Consider the following 17,020-nt stretch of genomic DNA (forward strand, 5'->3'; position numbering starts at 1 on the left):
GTCATTGCGAGCGCAGCGAAGCAATCCAGAGTCCCTCTGCGGAAATAGTCTGGATTGCTTCCGCCTTCGCCCTTACGGGCTTCGGCGGACAAGTCGTCGCTGCGCTCCTCCCAATGACGATGGGCAAGGGATGCGGCCTCAAATTCCGCTGTCGTCCCTGCGAACGCAGGGACCCATACCGCGGAATCTATCGTTAAAGCGCAACTGCCAGTCATCGTCCCACCCAAGCCGGTGGCTATGGGTCCCTGCGTTCGCAGGGACGACGGCGGAGGTCGAGGCGGCGCTGGTGCGCTCCGGGATGGGCCTGACGACGGCAGTGTCAGCCGAGACGGCCGTCGGCTGCCGCGGGGCCTCGACGAACGCCAAGCGACTGCCTACCTTCCCCCCGTGCCGCCCCGCGTCTCACCAGCCCCGCCTGACGACAGCCCCGCGCTGCCCGACCATTTCACGCGATGGTTCGCCGCGCGCGGATGGATGCCGCGTGAGCATCAGCTGGCGCTGTTGGAGAAGGCCCGCGCGCTGCGCTCCGCGCTCTTGATCGCGCCGACCGGCGCCGGCAAGACGCTCGCCGGGTTCCTGCCCACATTGGTCGAGCTGGGCGAGAAGGCAACGGCCCGATCCATTCCCCGCCCCGCCGGCCTGCACACGCTCTACATCTCGCCGCTCAAGGCGCTCGCCGTCGACATCGCGCGCAATCTGGAGGCGCCGATTTCCGAGATGGGGCTGCCGATCAAAGTCGAGACCCGTACCGGCGATACGCCGGTGTCGCGCCGGCAGCGCCAGCGCCGTTATCCGCCGGACGTCCTGCTGACCACGCCCGAGCAGCTGGCGCTGCTGCTGGCGTCCGACGACGCGCCGTTTTTATTTTCGTCGCTGAAGCGCGTCGTGCTCGACGAGCTGCATGCGCTGGTCACCTCCAAGCGCGGTGATCTCCTGTCGCTGGCGCTGGCGCGGTTGTGGCGGCTCGCGCCGGACATGCGCATGATCGGCCTGTCGGCGACGGTGGCCGAGCCGGATCAGCTCGCGCGCTTCCTGGTGCCGCAGCCGAACGGTGCCGTTGCGGCGGCCGATGTCGTCGTCGCCGGCGGCGCGGCGCAGCCGGTCGTCGAGATGCTGGATACGCGCGAGCGGCTCCCCTGGGCCGGCCACACCGCGCGCCACGCCTTGGCTGAAATGTACGAGCTGATCAAGGCCAACAAGACCACGCTCGTGTTCGTCAACACCCGCAGCCAGGCCGAGATGCTGTTCCAGGATTTCTGGCGCATCAATGAGGACAATCTCGCCATCGCGCTTCACCATGGCTCGCTCGACGTCGCGCAGCGCCGCAAGGTCGAGGACGCGATGGCCGCCGGGAAACTGCGCGGCGTGGTCTGCACGTCGTCGCTCGATCTCGGCGTCGACTGGGGCGATGTCGATCTCGTCATCAATGTCGGTGCGCCCAAGGGCTGCTCGCGGCTGATGCAGCGCATCGGCCGCGCCAATCACCGTCTCGATGAAGCCTCGCGCGCGGTGCTGGTGCCGGCCAACCGCTTCGAGGTGCTGGAATGCTCGGTCGCGATCGACGCCATCGCCGACAATGCGCAGGACACGCCGCCCTTGCGCCTAGGTGCGCTCGACGTGCTCGCCCAGCACGTGCTCGGCTGCGCCTGCGCCGAGCCGTTCCTCAGCGATGAGCTCTATGCGGAAGTGATCACCGCCGCACCCTATGCGTCGCTGTCGCGCGCCGATTTCGACGACGTCGTCGATTTCGTCGCGTCAGGCGGCTACGCGCTGAAGATCTATGAGCGCTTTGCCCGCATCAAGCAGGATGCGAAGGGCTGCTGGCGCGTCGCCAATCCCAAGGTGCGGCAGAGCTATCGTCTCAACGTCGGCACCATCGTCGAGGAGGCGATGCTGAAGGTGCGGCTGGTGCGCTCGCGCGGCGGCGGGGCCAAGGGCAGCACCGGCGCGATCGCGCGCGGCGGCCGGCTGTTGGGAGAGATCGAGGAATACTTCATCGAAGGTCTCACGCAAGGCGACACCTTCGTATTCGGCGGCGAGATCGTGCGCTACGAGGCGCTGGCGGAGGACCAGGTCTACGTGTCGCGCGCCAACGACGCCGATCCGAAAGTGCCGTCCTACATGGGCGGCAAGTTTCCGCTGTCGACCTATCTCGCCGAGCGCGTGCGCGGCCTGCTCGATGACCGCAGGGCCTGGATGCAATTGCCGGAGCAGGTGCGCGATTGGCTGGCGCTGCAGAAGGATGTGTCGCGCATTCCGGCGCGGCGCGAGCTCCTGGTCGAGACCTTCCCGCGCTCCAGCAAATACTACCTCGTCTGCTATCCGTTCGAGGGCCGGCTCGCGCATCAGACGCTCGGCATGCTCCTGACGCGACGGTTGGAGCGCGCGCGCGCCCGGCCGCTCGGCTTCGTCGCCAATGAATATGCGCTCGCCGTGTGGGGGCTCGGCGACATGTCGCTGATGGTCAATCAAGGCCGGCTCGATCTCGCCGCTCTGTTCGATCCGGACATGCTGGGCGATGACCTCGAAGCCTGGCTCGCCGAATCGGCGCTGATGAAGCGCACCTTCCGCTCCTGCGCCGTCATCTCGGGGCTGATCCCGCGGCGCTTCACCGGCGAGGAGAAGAGCCGGCGGCAGGTGCTGTTCTCGACCGATCTCGTCTACGACGTGCTGCGGCGGCATCAGCCCGATCACATGCTGTTGCGCGCCGCCCGCGCCGATGCCGCCACCGGCCTGCTCGATCTGAAGCGGCTCGGTGATATGCTCAAGCGCATCGAGGGCCGAATCACCCATCGCCCGCTCGATCGCGTCTCGCCTTTGGCGGTGCCGGTGATGCTGGAAATCGGCCGCGAATCCGTCTATGGCGAGGCCGCCGACGAGCTCCTGGCCGAGGCCGCCGAGGAACTCGTCAAGGAGGCGATGGGGTAGCGAGAGGCGAGGCGCATTTGCGGGGGACACTCTGCGTATCGGGCATGATGGACGTCGCCGGCACCGCGCTGCGCGCCGATCTTTCCGGTGCGCTGGTGTGGGACGAGCAGCGTCTGCTCGTGGTCTCCGACCTGCATCTGGAGAAGGGTTCGAGCTACGCGTCCCGCGGCACGCTGCTGCCGCCGTTCGACACCGTGGCCACCCTGCGCCGGCTCGCGGCCGTCATCGCGCATTACGATCCCCGCACCGTGATCGCGCTCGGCGACAGCTTTCATGACCGCGAGGCGCATCTGCGCCTTACCGGCGATGACCGCGCCGTGATCGCCAATCTGCAGGTCGGCCGCGACTGGGTGTGGATCACGGGCAATCACGATCCGGCGCCGCACGGCATCGGCGGCGAGGTCGCCGACGAGGTCACGCTCGGTGCCGTGACGTTCCGTCACGAGCCGACCGGCGCGCGCGGCGAGATCGCCGGCCACCTGCATCCCAAGGCCCGCGTGGCGACCCGCGCGCGCACATTGGAACGGCGCTGCTTCGTCTCCGACGGCGAGCGCGCGGTGATGCCCGCCTTCGGCGCTTATGCCGGCGGCTTGAGCGTCCGCGACGCCGCGTTCGCCAAACTGTTCCAGAAGCGTGCCTTCATCGCCCACGTGCTCGGAGATACGCGCCTGCACAGCATCGCTGCGGCGCGGTGTTATTAGTTGATCTTAGAGCCTGCCATGGTGCGTTCGTTTCACGATGGCAATCTGGTTGCTTATGAGGTCGACTGCGAAACGCGCCGGATCAGGCTGGTCATTCGCCCCGAAGGAGAAGCGGCGCGGCAGTCCGTGATGTTCACTGGCGTCCAAGGCTATCACTTCCAGCATGATGCCTTTGGCAACATCATCTTCGCGTTGGAGGAGGTGGCGGTCGACACCATCCTTGCCGAGCATGCAGGGCAGATTGCCGAGACCGATCGAATGGCGGGCAGACCGGGGGCATGGTCGGAAGATCCGACGACCGCAGCTCAGGCGCTCGCCGCGCAGGGCGTCCGCGGATTCGTGCTCTCGGCGTCTTTCGGCCTGTCCGGCTGGATCCTCGCAGGCGATGTCGTGGTGACAGCGGCGTGAGCCCGGCTACGCCGCTTTCGCCTGCACCTTCTCGCAGAACTCGGCGAGCCGGTCGGCCAGTCGCAACGTCGCGGGGCTGGCATTGGGCGAGGCGAGCAGGGCGACCTCGGTGCGGTCGATCGGCGCGAAGCCTTCGCGCGCCGTGAGCACGCGGTGCTCCGCTTGCACCGACATCTCCGAGAGAATGCTCAGGCCCATGCCGGCCGCGACCGCGGCCTGGATGGCGGCGAGGCTCGACGAGGTGTAGGCCATGTGCCAGGCGCGCCCCTCGCTTTCCAGCGCGTGGATCGCCCTGGTCCGGTAGAGGCAGCCCTGCGGGAAGCCGATCAGTGGTAGCGAGCGGGCGTCGAGGCTGACCGGATGGCTCTTGCTGGTCACCCAATGCACCTGCTCCGGCCACGATGCGATCGCCGCACTGGTATCGTCGACGCCGCGCTTGAGCAGCGCCAGATCGAGATCGCCGCGCTCGATGTCGCGCTTGAGGTTGAGGCTCTGGTCGGCGCGGACGTCGAGCCTGAGGTCGGGATGGGCACGCGAGAACGCGGCGAGCAGCTTGGCGAGCCGGTAGGCGGCGAAATCCTCGGGGATGCCGAGCTTCACCGCGCCGTCCGGTCCGGGCCTTGCGACGACGTCGCGCGCCTCCTCGGCGAGCGCGAGCAGGCGGCGGGCATAGGACAGCAGTCGCTCGCCGGCCTCGGTCGGGGTGACCTCCCGGCCGTCGCGGTTGAGCAGCGTCTGGCCGAGATCCTCCTCCAGCCGCCGGATCTGCTGGCTGACGGTCGACTGGGTGCGGTGGACGCGTTCGCCGGCGCGGGTGAAGCCACCGGCCTCGACCACCGAGACGAAGCTGCGCAGCAGCTCCAGATCAAGCATCGGGAACCTCCATTCGAAATTCCACTGAGTTTCAGTCTATCATTTAATTTCCAAATGAGAAAGAACGGCCCTACACCGGCGGCAAAGGAGACCGCCGATGACGTCCGTATCCGCGCCGGCTACCGTGGCCCCGATGAAGTCGAACCTGCTGCCGCTCGAAATCGGCCTGTTCTGCCTGCTGTGGAGCTTCGCCTTCGTCGCCGGCAAGATCGGTGTGACCTATTGTCCGCCGCTGCTATTGCTCGCGGCGCGGTTCTCGCTGGCGGGCATCCTCATCCTGCTGGTTCCCGCCGTCAGGGGCGAGCTGCGCATGAGCTGGCGCGACGCCGCGGTGTTCGCGATCATCGGCATCGCCAACAACGCGCTGTATCTCGGCCTGGGCTACACCGGGCTGCAGACGGTGTCGGCCGGGCTCGGCGGCCTGATCGTCTCGGCCAATCCGGTGTTCACGGCGGTGTTCGCAGCACTTCTGCTCGGCGAGCCGCTGACCCTGCGCAAGGTCGCAGGGCTGGCGCTCGGCACCCTCGGCGTGGCGATGATCGTCTGGCACCGCATGTCGGTCGGCACCGATCAGCTCGAAGGCATTCTCTATACGCTGGCCGCGCTCGCCTCGATCGTCACCGGCACCATCCTGTTCAAGCAGCTCGCGCCGCAGGGCAGCCTGTGGGTCGGCAACGGCATCCAGAACCTCTCCGCCGGCCTCGTGCTGTGGCCCGTCGCGCTCTCCATCTCCAGCGTCCACGACGTCGTGCCGAATGCACAGCTGCTCGGTGCGTTCGCGTTCCTGGTGCTCGGCGGCTCGATCCTGGCCTATGTGCTGTGGTTCCATTTGCTGAAAATGTGCGGCGCCACCGCCGCCAGCGCCTATCACTTCGTGATGCCGCCACTGGCGATGATCTTCGCGTTCCTGGTGCTCGGCGAGCACGTGGCGCTGCAGGATCTGCTCGGCGTCGTGCCGGTGGCGATCGGCATCTATCTGGTCACGCGCGCGCCAGCGCGGACACAAGCGGCCTAATCCCTCCGGAACACGATCGACGCCATCCAGCCTGTCATCAGCGCCATCGCGGTCGTGACCAGGCCATAGACGAACCCGTTCTGCCGCGCGTTGGTCGCGACGAACTGTTCGAAGCCGACCTTGACGATCTCGAATGCGGTTTCGGTCTTGGTCACGAGCGTGCCGTCGGCGAGCAGCTTGATCTCGACCTCGTAGGTGCCGATGGGGACGGCTGCGGGCAGGGGGATGCCGGTGCGGAACAAGGTTGGCGTCAGGAACGTCACCGCGGACGTGTCCTCGCGGTAGAGCCCATGCTGCGACTGCAGCCGCACGAAGGCGCTGCGGAAGGCGTCGTTCGGAACCACGTCGGCATAATCGGGGCCGACGCGCTGCGTCAACAGCACGTTGTTGAGCCCGAGCTGCTGCCGGCGCTGCACCTCGGGCGCGGCCATCGCGTCGAACGGCCGGTTGGCGAACAGCGCAAGATAGCCCGGCACCTTCAGGAACTGGCGCGCATCGGTGTTGATCCAGATGCCGAATCTGCGCTCCTTGCGCCGCGTCACCATGTCGGCGCGCGGCCCGCGCACGGTGACCACGAGATCGTAGGTCGTGCGGCCCGGCGGCGTCTGCGCATCCTTCTCGACCGAGCCGAACAGCACCAGCTCCTCGCCGGCATAGTTCGGCGTCACCGTCACGCGATGGTTTGACACCGAGGCGATCAGCCGCTCGGCGTGCGCCGGTTCGGCGCCGGCACCAAGCAGCAGCAGTAGAGCCAGGCTGGCGAGGCGGAACGGGGTCATCGGCCGACCTCGGTCTCGCGGATCGTGAACAGGTCGTCTGGCTTGATCACGAGCTCGATCGCGAAGCGGATGCCGACCGCGAGGATCAGGAGACCGAGCAGCAGCCGCAGCTGCTCGCCGCGGATCATCTGCCCGGCGCGGGCGCCGAACTGCGCCCCGGTGACGCCGCCGATCATCAGGATCAGCGCCAGCACCGCGTCGACCAGATGGTTGCTCAAGGCGTGCAGCATGGTCGCGATCATCATGGTGGCGAGCGTCAGCACCATTGAGGTCCCGATCACGGTCGAGGTCGGCACGCGCAGCAGATAGATCAGCAGCGGAACCAGGATGAAGCCGCCGCCGATGCCCATGACGGCGCCCAGAAAGCCGATGAGGAGGCCGATGCCGATCACGGGAATGACCGAGACGTAGATCTTGGAGCGCTTGAAGCGCATCTTCAGCGGCAGGCCGTGGACCCAGACATGGCTGCCGGGCCGCCGCACCGTCGCAACCGCGCCCTGGCGGGCGCGGATCATCGCGCGCAGGCCTTCCCAGAACATCACGCCGCCCACGCTGGTGAGCAGCACGACATAGGACAGCGCGATCATCAGGTCGAGCTGGCCGAGCGAGCGCAGCAGGGTGAAGGTGGCGACGCCCAGCGCAGTGCCGAGCGTGCCGCCGATCATCAACACCAGAGCGAGCGAAGGATCGATGGCGCGCCGCCGCCAATAGGACAGCGCGCCGGAGAACGAGGAGGCGGCGATATGGCTGGACACCGAGGCGACCGCGACCGCCGGTGTGATGCCGACGAAGATCAAGAGCGGCGTCATCAGGAAGCCGCCGCCGATCCCGAACATGCCGGAGACGAAGCCGACGGCCGCACCCATCGCCAGCAGCAGGAAGATGTTGACCGGGAGGTCGGCGATCGGGAGATAAATCTGCATCCGCGCGGCCCTGCGAGCGTTCAACCGGAGCATCCCGCGCATGCGAAGCAGGTGCCAGGGTCTTGCATAACCGAAAACGCGGACGAAGGGATCAGAGATTCCCCGCCCTCGCCGTCGCGGTCCGCGTGCGGGCCGTGCCGGTCCGGTCGATCAAAGCGGTTTGAGCGGCGCCGTGACCAGCTTCATCGCCTCGGCCTCGCGCGGGTCGAGCCAGCGGATGTCGCGCGTCTGCGACATCGCCTCGATCACCTGCGACGAAATCCCCATGCGGGTGACATAGCCGAGGATGGCGCCGGTGACGCGCTGGGTGTCGGCGACCGCATCGTCGCCCTGGGCCTCCGAGGTGAAGCGATGCACGCCAAGCGCCGAACCGTCGAGGCCGTAGCGGGTCTGTCCGCCTGCGAAGGCAAACACGCAGGCGCTGGCACAGAAACCGGGACGGATCCGGCCGCCATTGTCCACGGCGCCGACCGCGGTGGCGAGCCCGTGGGCGCGGATGATCTCGCCCATCAGCACGCCCTGGTCGAGACTGCCGCCGGGCGACGACAGCAGAACGACGTCACCGGCTTTCAGGCCCGCCTCATTGATTCTGTCCCGCAGCCAGCCGGCCGCAGCCGGTCCGATACGGCCACTGACGGCGAGCACGGTGCGGTCGCCGCCGATCCCGGCATTCGCCACCCGGGTCGAGGACAGGCTTGGTGAGATGTATTGATCCTTCCAGAACGACCAGGCGTCGGGGCGCGACAGGTCGCGATAGGCGCGAATGCCCGCGCTGAGCACGATCACGGCGAAGAAGATCACCGAGGCCAGGCGGCGCCAGCGAAACGCAGCCGGATAGCCGTCCGTCACCCGCTGCACCGGCGGAGGTGCGGCGGTGACGGTCGCCGGTCGCTTCGGCGCGATCCGGGGGCCGGTGGGCGATTGTCGAAACGGCCGGCCCTCATGCTGGCCTTCGTCGGATGTCACGTTAGTTCACTCCCACCACGCCGCAGGTCGTCGGGCGCCGCCGATGACCTGCATCGTATGGGGGCACGAGACTGTGGCGCGCAAGTGCCCGCCGCCGGGAGGGTCGTGGAGATGTTGCGCCGCTGCGGCCCGCCGGCCAGAGCAGGGCGAGGCCGCCTGGTGTGGCGAGGTCAGCGCGGTGCTGCCACCGCCGCCCGCTTGGCCAGTGCCGCCTTGGCCGCTGCGGCCTTGGCGATCGCCTGGTTGCCGTCCCAGCCGCCGGCGGGCGCCGGCACGTTCACGGCGTCGTCTGGCTGCGGCTCGACCGTGAAGGTCTGGATCGCGAGCTTGGCCGCGGCCAGCGACTGCGCGTCGAGCCGCTTGGCGACGTCGTCGCGCTTGCGCCCGGCGTCGGCATCACCCTGCGCTGCGGCGAGGGTGAACCATTTGTAGGACTCGGCGAGGTTCTGCTCGACGCCGATGCCGCGGGCATAGAGGATGCCGAGGTTGAACTGGCTGTCGGCGACGCCGCGCTCGGCGGCCTTGCGGAACCATTGCGAAGCGCTCTTGTAGTTCGCACCCTTGCCGCCGCCATCGGCATCGAGCACGGCCAGATTATGCATCGCCTTGGCGTTGCCACGCTCGGCGGCGACGACGTAATAGCGGCGCGCGATGTCGGCGTCCTTCTTCACGCCGAGGCCCTTCTCGTAGAAGGTGCCGAGCCGGAACACCGCCGGAATCAGTCCCGCCTGAGCCGCGCGGTCGTACCATTTTGCGGCTTCTTCGTAGTTCGCCGGGACGCCCTTGCCTTCAGCGAGACGAACGCCGATCTCGTAGGCGGCGGTCGGATCGCCCCTGAGCGCGGCGCTGCGCAGCGCCGGGCCACCGAGTGCGTCGGGCAGTCGTTCGGATGCGGGCACCTGGACGAGCCCGAGCCTCTGGCCGTTGGCGGCGGTCGGGATCGTGCCGGTGATGTCGCCGGCCGCGGCGGCCTGCCGCTCGGTGTCCTGCGGGATCGCAAGCATCGCGATCGTCTCCGCCTCGGTCGGCATCGCCCTGTTGTAGGACTGCCGATCGATCGGAGTGGGCGAGGTCAGCGACGGCCCGCTCTGGTCGGGCGTAGCCGGCCGCGGCGACAGGCTGGGCGAGGCCGACGGCATCTGCGCGTGCGGCGCCTCGCTTTGACTTTCCATCGGCGAGACAGGCGGCGGCGTGCTGCCGGTGTCGAGCAGCGACATGGCGAACTTGAAGGTGCCGAGCACGATCACCACCACGCTGGCGCCGACCAGCAGCGAGCGGATCTTCGAGCCGATGGTCGAAACCTCTTCGTCGCCCTCGGCGGTCAGAGCGACCGTAGGCTTCTCCTTGGCCTTTGCCTTTGCGGGCTCCTTGGGGGCCTCCTTGATGACCTCCTTCGGCGGCTCCTTGGCCTTCTCCTTCTTCGCCTTCTTGGCATCAACGGGCTGCGCAGCCGCGGCCGCCTGCGCGGCGCGCCGGGCGGCGGCGATGAAGCTCGATGTCGAGACCGGCTCGCGCTTGCCGGCCGGCAGCTCGCTCAGGGCATCCTCGGAGGCGGCGATCCGCTCTGCCGGAGATGCGGTCCGGCCGGGCGGGCGCGTGCCCGGCTCGAGCGGATGATCAGGCGGCAGGTCGGGAACGATGGCCGTGGGACGTGCGGCCTGGGCGGCATGCGGCTCCAGAATGTCGGCGATCGCCTTCGGCGGGATCGGGGGCGCGGCGGGCGGCGGGGCTGCCTGCGGCGCTGCCGAGTGGAAGTCGCGCGGCGCGGCGGCAAACGCCGACGCGGCCGCGGCCGGATGCGCCATGGGAGCGGCCGCCTGTGCGGCGACGGGATTGGTCAGCTCCGGCCGATAGGAGGGCTCGGCCCTGACCGGTTCGGCATAGGACTGCGGCGCGTAGGCCTGCGGCTCGGCATAGGCCTGCGGTGCGGGGGCACGTGCGGCCGGCATCGGCGGCTCGATCGGCGGGGCCAGCGGCGGCAGCACGGCCGGCTGGCTCGTCGTCGCGCGCACGTTGCGCAGATCGCCCTCGATCATGGCAAGGCGATCGACGACATGGCCCAGCGTGTTGTGAACCGCCTCGAGCGAATCCTGGGTGTTGCGGTCGGTCTCGGTCTGGCTGAAGCGGATGTCGGACAGCTCGCGCTTGACCAGGTCGACCAGGCCGCCGTCCTGCGAGGCCTCGCGCTGCGACCGGCTCTCGGCCAGCGCGGCGAAGGTCGCCTGCTGGCGTTCGAGATAGCGCAGGATGTCCTGCAGGCCGTCCTCGACCCGGGACATGTTGCCGCCGCGCGGATCGTTGGCAGCCTCGAGCCGCTCCAGCAGATAGCTGATCCGCTGCTCGAGATGGGTAATCGCGGACGAGCCGTCGTTGCCGACCTGCAGACGGTCGATGCGGTCGGACAGGCCGCGCAGCGCGTCCTCGATCTGGGCGGTGTTGTCGGGCGCGGGCGTCGGCGGCTCGCGGTTCTCCAGGGTCGAGGTCAGCGCCGCGATGCGCTGTTCGAGCGCCGCGAAGGAATCGTGGAACGAGTCGTGGGTGTCGCGCGCCTGGGTGACCTGGTCGACCTTCGACGACAATTGCCGCAGGTCGTCCGACAGCCGTTCCAGCGCGTCGTTGGAGGCGACGTTGGCCACGATCGCGCGCAATGCCGTGATGGCATTTTCGAGCTGCTGCACCGTGCCGGGGTCGTCATTGGCGCGCAGGATCAGATCCAGCTTGGCGCCGAGATTGCGAATCGCCTCGTCATAGACGGCGAGCTGCTCGGCCGGCTTCAGCGAGCCGACGACCTCGCGGATATCGGTCAGCGCCCGCTCGATGCCGGCGAGCGCCTGGCCGTCGACGCCGCTCTGGCGGTTCTCGTCGATGCGCCGCGACAGCGAGCGGATCTCGTTCTCGATCGACTCGATCGCGCGCCGCGGCATGGCCTCGGTGATGGTGAGGCGGATCTCGGCGAGCTCGGTGCGGAAGCCGGCGATCGACTGCTCGACGCCGTCGTCGGGCCGGTGCAGCGCCTCGATCTGGCTGGTGATCTTCAGCAGATGGCGTTCGAGCTGCGAGAAATCCGGGCCGGGCGCCGGTGGCGGCGGCATCTGCGGCGCGCTGATCGGGGTCATCAGCGGCGCGGCGGCGTGCGCCATCGCAGGCGCGGTCGGCGGCGCCTGATGCGGCGGCAGCGGGCGGGCGTTGTCGAGCTCGCTCTGCCGGGCGCTGATCTCGGCGATGTCGAACGCGCTGGCGCTGAGCGGCTGCTGCGCGGGGCGATAGAGCTGCGCGGCGGCGCGCTCGACGCCGTCGGGACCGCGATAGCGGTCCTCGGGAGCCGATTTGTGCAGCGGTGTGGAGATCTGCGACAGCCGGGCGTCGAGGCGGGAGATCGCGTCGTTGAGCTGGCGGGCCACGCCCTGCTCGTCGCGCGGCGCGTCCTTGCGCGCGCCGGGGCGCGACATGTGCTCGATCTGACGGGCGATGGAATCGAGCCGCTGATGGATGTCCGCGACCTCGCGGGCATCGCGGTTGGCCGGCGGCGTGCTGCGCGGCGGAGGACTGCCGCGGAAATCCGGCGGGGCCGATGCGCCGAGCGTGGAATTGATCCAGTCGTTCAGCGTCATTCCGGCGCGTTGCGCCGCGGCCTCGGCCCTCTCGCGGACGGACGGGTCGATGCCTTCATTACTCCACGGTACGCGCGAATTCATGTCTCGTCCGGTTCCGCTTCCAGCGCTCCACCAAGCGCCTCCAGCCTCCCCACGCGTCCCGAAGCGAGCATGATCGGAATCCGCGCAGATCGCCTGCTACTGATCCCGACTTTTGACTTTTACGGTAAATAACGGGTTAAGTTTACCGCCAGCGCGGCCAGAAGTTTTGCGACTGCTTTCGCAAGACGCGCATCAGCCCGTGTTCTCGCGGGATGATGCATCGAGCGGCCGCACGCTGCCGGTGCCTGACATCGCCGACAATGCGGTGATCGCCTCCTCGCACCATTCGGCCACCATCCGTTCGTGACGCAGCCCGAGGCGCAGATTGAGCAGCTTGCCCATGTCGGCCGGCGCGACGCTGCCGTCGGCATAATGCTTCTTGAGGATGCGATCGTAGCGCTCGGCGCGATCGCGATGGTGCTCCAGCCGCGCCATCAGATCGGCCCGGATCGGCGCAATGTCGGCAGCCCCCAGCGCATAGAGGCGGACCAGGAGATCATCCTTGACGGAGGCCGGTGTACTCGGCCGCGCCGCCCAGCTGCGGAAGGCCGTGCGTCCCTCGGGTGTCAGCGTGTAGACGAGCTTGTTCGGCTTGCCGGTCTGCACCACCTCGCGGCCCTGGATGTAGCCGCGGTCGCGCAGCCGCGACAGCTCGCGATAGATCTGCTGGTGGTCGGTCTTCCAGAAGAAGCCGATCGAGGAATCGAAGGTCTTGGCGAGCTCGTAGCCCGTCATCGGATGTTCGGTGAGACACGCAAGAATGGCGTCGCCAAGGGCCATGGCCGGAAACTGCTCCCGTTTTTCTGATCGTGTCCTGCCCCGCTCCACGCTTGACATTATGCACATTGGCGCATATGCGTCAATGTGCATATGGGGTGGTTGTGGTGCTGGCCTGTTCCGCCCCGAGGAGACGTCCAATGACAATGACCGGCCTCGACGGATGGTACGGCTATATGAGGTCTCACGATCTCGGCGCGCTGCGGGAGCTGCTGCACCCCGACGCCGTGTTCGAGAGTCCCGTCGTGCATACGCCGCAGCGCGGCCGCGACATCACCTTCAAATATCTCGCGAGTGCTGAGAAAGTCTTAGGCGGTCCCGGATTCAAGTATGTCGGGGAGTGGCGTAACGCCACGGGCGTCGTGCTCGAATTCGAGAACGAGATCGAGGGCATCGAGCTCAACGGCGTCGATATCATCACGTTTGATCACGCCGGTCTGATTACCCATTTCAAGGTCATGGTGCGGCCCCTCAAGGCCATCAACCTGCTGCACCGCCTCATGGGCGAGCAGCTGGCCGCCATGAGCAAGTCGTCGTGACGTGACCGACAGCCGCAATGGTACGGCTGCCTTGAGTCGCGAGAAATCGCTACAGTCCGCGGCCTGCATTGCTTGCTGCGTCCGCACAATTTCAGTCTGAAACTTCAGCCTTCCTGCCGGAGACGCCGATGCCGATCTACAAAGCCCCCGTGGAAGATGTGACCTTCCTGCTCAACGACGTGTTCCAGGTCGACCGCTACGACAATCTGCCGGGCTTCTCCGATGCCTCGGCCGATGTCCGCGAGGCGATCATCGGCGAAGCGGCGAAGCTCGCCGAAGAGGTGCTGCAGCCGCTCAATCGCGTCGGCGATCTCGAAGGCTGCAAGCGTCATGATGACGGCAGCGTGACCACGCCGAAGGGCTTCAAGGAGGCCTACAAGCAGATCGTCGAGGGCGGCTGGCTCGGCCTGTCGGCGCCGACGGAATATGGCGGCCAGGGCCTGCCGGTGACGCTCAGCCAGACCGTCAACGAATTCCAGTGCTCGGCCAACATGGCGTTCTCGATGTATGGCGGTCTCACCATGGGCGCCACGGCCGCACTCATCGTGCATGGCAGCGAGGAGCAGAAGAAGACCTACGTGCCGAAGATGGTCGCGGGCGAGTGGACCGGCACCATGAACCTGACCGAGCCGCATTGCGGCACCGATCTCGGCCTGCTCCGCACCAAGGCGGTGCGCCAGGCCGACGGCAGCTTCAAGATCTCCGGCACCAAGATCTTCATCTCGGCCGGCGAGCATGACCTGGCCCCCAACATCATCCATCTCGTGCTCGCCCGCATCGAGGGCGCGCCGGCCGGCATCAAGGGCGTGTCGCTGTTCGTGGTGCCCAAGTTCATGGTCAACGCGGATGGCACGGTGGGCGCGCGCAACGGCGTCAGCTGCGGCTCGATCGAGCACAAGATGGGCATCCACGGCAACTCGACCTGTGTGATGAATTACGACAACGCCACCGGCTGGCTGATCGGCGAAGAGAACAAGGGCATGCAGGGCATGTTCGTGATGATGAACGAGGCTCGCCTCGGCGTCGCCGTGCAGGGCCTTGCGCAGTCCGAGGTCGCCTATCAGAACGCGGTCGCCTATGCGCGCGAGCGCATCCAGGGCCGCTCGCTGACGGGTGCGAAGGCGCCCGACAAGGCCGCCGATCCGATCATCGTCCATCCGGACGTTCGCCGCACCCTGCTGTCGATCCGCGCCTTCAACGAGGCGGCGCGTGCGATGGTGGTGTGGACCTCGCTGAAGAGCGACGTCGCGCATCGCTCAGCTGATCCGAAGGACCGCCAGGCCGCCGACGACCACATGGGCCTGATGACCCCGGTCATGAAGGGCTACATGACCGACATGGGCTTCGCCAACGCGGTCCAGGCGCAGCAGATGTATGGCGGCCATGGCTACATCGCCGAATGGGGCATGGAGCAGTTCGTGCGCGATGCCCGCATCGCCATGATCTATGAGGGCGCCAACGGCATCCAGGCGCTGGATCTCGTCGGCCGCAAGCTGCCGCGCGACGGCGGCCGCGCCGTGATGGCGTTTTTCAGCGAGGTCGGATCGTTCGCCAAGGAGCACGGCGGCAACGATGCGATGAAGCCGTTCATCACGCCGCTGTCGATGGCGCTCGGCCATCTGCAGCAGGCCACGACCTGGCTGATGCAGAACGCGATGACCAAGCCGGACAATGCGGGTGCGGCCGCGACCGACTACATGCATCTGTTCGCATTGGTCACCTTCGGCTACATGTGGGCGAAGATGGCCAAGGTCGCCCAGGACAAGATCGCGGCCGGCGACAGCTCGACCTATCTCACCACCAAGCTGGTGACGGGCCGCTTCTTCATGGAGCGCGTGCTGCCGGAGACGGCGGCGCATCTCGCCCGCCTGCAGGCCGGCTGCGCGACCGTGATGGAACTGCCTGCGGAAGCCTTCTGATTTCGGAGCGAAGGCCGGTGCGCGATGCGTGCCGGCCTTCGTCGCATGCTGACAACAACAAATCTGACCAGATGAGGAGGGCGTGATGCCTGAGGCCTTTATCTACGACCACGTGCGAACTCCCCGCGGCCGCGGCAAGTCCGATGGCAGCCTGCATGAAGTGACCGCGCTCGCGCTCGCCACGGTGCCCTTGAAGGCGCTCAAGGACCGCAACAACATTCCGGAAGATGCCGTCGACGACGTCGTGCTCGGCGTCGTCGATCCGGTCGGCGAGGCTGGCTCCGACATCGCCCGTTTCGCCGCGCTGAACGCCGGCCTCGGCGAGGCCGTTCCCGGCATCCAGATCAGCCGCTTCTGCGCCTCCGGCCTCGATGCCGTGAACTTCGCGGCCGCGCAGATCATGAGCGGCCAGCACGATCTCGTCATCGGGGGCGGCGCGGAATCGATGAGCCGTGTCGGCATCGGCGCCTCCGGCGGCGCCTGGCCGATGGATCCGTCGATGGCGGTGCCGTCCTACTTCATGCCGCAGGGCATCTCGGCCGACCTGATCGCAACCAAATACGGCTTCTCGCGCGACGACGTCGACGCCTATGCCGTGCAGAGCCAGCAGCGCGCCGCGAAGTCCTGGGAAGAGGGCCGTTTCAGCAAATCGGTCGTGCCGGTCAAGGACGTCAACGGCCTGACCATCCTCGCCAAGGATGAGCATATGCGCCCGTCGACGACGATGCAGTCGCTGGCGCAGCTGCAACCGTCCTTCGCGGCGATGGCACAGATGGGCGGCTTCGATGCGGTCGCGATCCAGTCGCATCCGGAGCTCGAGCGCGTCAACTACGTCCATCACGCTGGCAACTCCTCCGGCATCGTCGACGGCGCCGGCGCGGTGCTGCTCGGCAGCAAGGAAGCCGGTGCGAAATACGGGATGAAGGCCCGCGCCAAGATCCGCGCCTTCGCCAATATCGGCTCGGAGCCGGCGATGATGCTGACCGGCCCGGTCGACGTCACCGAGAAGCTGTTCGCGCGCTCCGGCATGAAGACCTCGGACATCGACCTGTTCGAGCTCAACGAGGCGTTCGCCTCGGTCGTGCTGCGCTACATGCAGGCGTTCGAGATCGACAAGGACAAGATCAACGTCAATGGCGGCGCCATCGCGCTCGGCCATCCGCTCGGGGCCACCGGCGCGATGATCCTGGGCACCGTGCTCGATGAATTGGAGCGCACCGGCAAGGCGACCGCGCTGGTCACGCTGTGCATCGGCGGCGGCATGGGCACCGCGACCATCATCGAGCGGGTGTGACGGTGGGCTCCCTCCCCCCTTGCGGGGGAGGGTCGGGGAGGGGGGTGCCACGCGCTCCACTGCCCGTAAGGACCCCCACCCCCGACCCCTCCCCGCTGCCGACAATCGCTCCGCGATTGCGGCGTGGGGGAGGGGAGCGCAAACATCGGGGCTGACGCATCGACACCGTCGGTGGGCACGGCGCAAGAGCGCCTTTGCCCACC

At 67.7% G+C, this 17,020-nt stretch carries 13 protein-coding genes; 7 read left to right on the forward strand and 6 right to left on the reverse strand.

What is annotated here, in order from left to right:
- The first annotated feature begins 237 nt into the window (after nt 1-237).
- The 3 genes from QQL87_RS17795 to QQL87_RS17805 are packed head-to-tail and all read left to right on the forward strand — an operon-like array spanning nt 238 to nt 4,037.
- Nucleotides 238-2,928, forward strand: a complete 2,691-nt coding sequence (locus tag QQL87_RS17795; RefSeq protein WP_502871186.1) for a ligase-associated DNA damage response DEXH box helicase — start codon at nt 238-240, stop codon at nt 2,926-2,928.
- A 47-nt stretch (nt 2,929-2,975) separates the two neighbouring features.
- A complete protein-coding gene (gene pdeM, locus QQL87_RS17800; protein ID WP_284421548.1) occupies nt 2,976-3,629 on the forward strand; it encodes a ligase-associated DNA damage response endonuclease PdeM in 654 nt (217 codons plus the stop codon).
- Nucleotides 3,630-3,647: 18 nt separating this feature from the next.
- Entirely contained in the window at nt 3,648-4,037 is a 390-nt protein-coding gene (locus tag QQL87_RS17805) for a hypothetical protein (protein WP_284421526.1), read from the forward strand.
- 6 nt (nt 4,038-4,043) lie between these two features.
- On the opposite strand, the gene QQL87_RS17810 is transcribed toward QQL87_RS17805, so the two are convergent.
- Complete coding sequence (locus QQL87_RS17810) at nt 4,044-4,910, reverse strand: LysR family transcriptional regulator (protein WP_284421525.1); 867 nt, start codon at nt 4,908-4,910, stop codon at nt 4,044-4,046.
- Between the two features lie 97 nt (nt 4,911-5,007).
- Between QQL87_RS17810 and QQL87_RS17815 the strand changes: the two genes are divergently transcribed.
- Entirely contained in the window at nt 5,008-5,925 is a 918-nt protein-coding gene (locus tag QQL87_RS17815) for a DMT family transporter (RefSeq protein WP_284421524.1), read from the forward strand.
- On the opposite strand, the gene QQL87_RS17820 is transcribed toward QQL87_RS17815, so the two are convergent.
- The 5 genes from QQL87_RS17820 to QQL87_RS17840 form a co-directional block, all read right to left on the reverse strand.
- Nucleotides 5,922-6,704 (reverse strand): TIGR02186 family protein, encoded by a 783-nt coding sequence (locus QQL87_RS17820; protein ID WP_284421523.1) that lies wholly within the window; start codon nt 6,702-6,704, stop codon nt 5,922-5,924. The two genes, QQL87_RS17815 and QQL87_RS17820, sit on opposite strands and share 4 nt — an antisense overlap.
- Entirely contained in the window at nt 6,701-7,627 is a 927-nt protein-coding gene (locus QQL87_RS17825; protein ID WP_284421521.1) for a sulfite exporter TauE/SafE family protein, read from the reverse strand. Before QQL87_RS17825 ends, QQL87_RS17820 begins: the two co-directional genes overlap by 4 nt.
- Nucleotides 7,628-7,777: 150 nt before the next feature.
- Entirely contained in the window at nt 7,778-8,593 is an 816-nt protein-coding gene (locus QQL87_RS17830) for a COG3904 family protein (protein WP_284421520.1), read from the reverse strand.
- Between the two features lie 170 nt (nt 8,594-8,763).
- Complete coding sequence (locus QQL87_RS17835; RefSeq protein ID WP_284421518.1) at nt 8,764-12,288, reverse strand: hypothetical protein; 3,525 nt, start codon at nt 12,286-12,288, stop codon at nt 8,764-8,766.
- Nucleotides 12,289-12,480: 192 nt separating this feature from the next.
- Entirely contained in the window at nt 12,481-13,068 is a 588-nt protein-coding gene (locus QQL87_RS17840; RefSeq protein ID WP_284421517.1) for a PadR family transcriptional regulator, read from the reverse strand.
- A gap of 137 nt (nt 13,069-13,205) precedes the next feature.
- Between QQL87_RS17840 and QQL87_RS17845 the strand changes: the two genes are divergently transcribed.
- From QQL87_RS17845 to QQL87_RS17855, 3 genes are all read left to right on the forward strand, one after another.
- Nucleotides 13,206-13,604: a nuclear transport factor 2 family protein gene (locus QQL87_RS17845; RefSeq protein ID WP_284421516.1), complete on the forward strand. Its 399-nt coding sequence runs from the start codon at nt 13,206-13,208 to the stop codon at nt 13,602-13,604.
- Between the two features lie 128 nt (nt 13,605-13,732).
- Nucleotides 13,733-15,523 (forward strand): acyl-CoA dehydrogenase C-terminal domain-containing protein, encoded by a 1,791-nt coding sequence (locus QQL87_RS17850; RefSeq protein ID WP_284421515.1) that lies wholly within the window; start codon nt 13,733-13,735, stop codon nt 15,521-15,523.
- Nucleotides 15,524-15,608: 85 nt separating this feature from the next.
- Nucleotides 15,609-16,817, forward strand: coding sequence for an acetyl-CoA C-acetyltransferase (locus tag QQL87_RS17855; RefSeq protein ID WP_284421514.1), 1,209 nt, complete (start codon nt 15,609-15,611; stop codon nt 16,815-16,817).
- Nucleotides 16,818-17,020 lie beyond the last annotated feature (203 nt).

This window comes from Bradyrhizobium sp. SSBR45G (genome assembly GCF_030159255.1).
Lineage (GTDB): Bacteria > Pseudomonadota > Alphaproteobacteria > Rhizobiales > Xanthobacteraceae > Bradyrhizobium.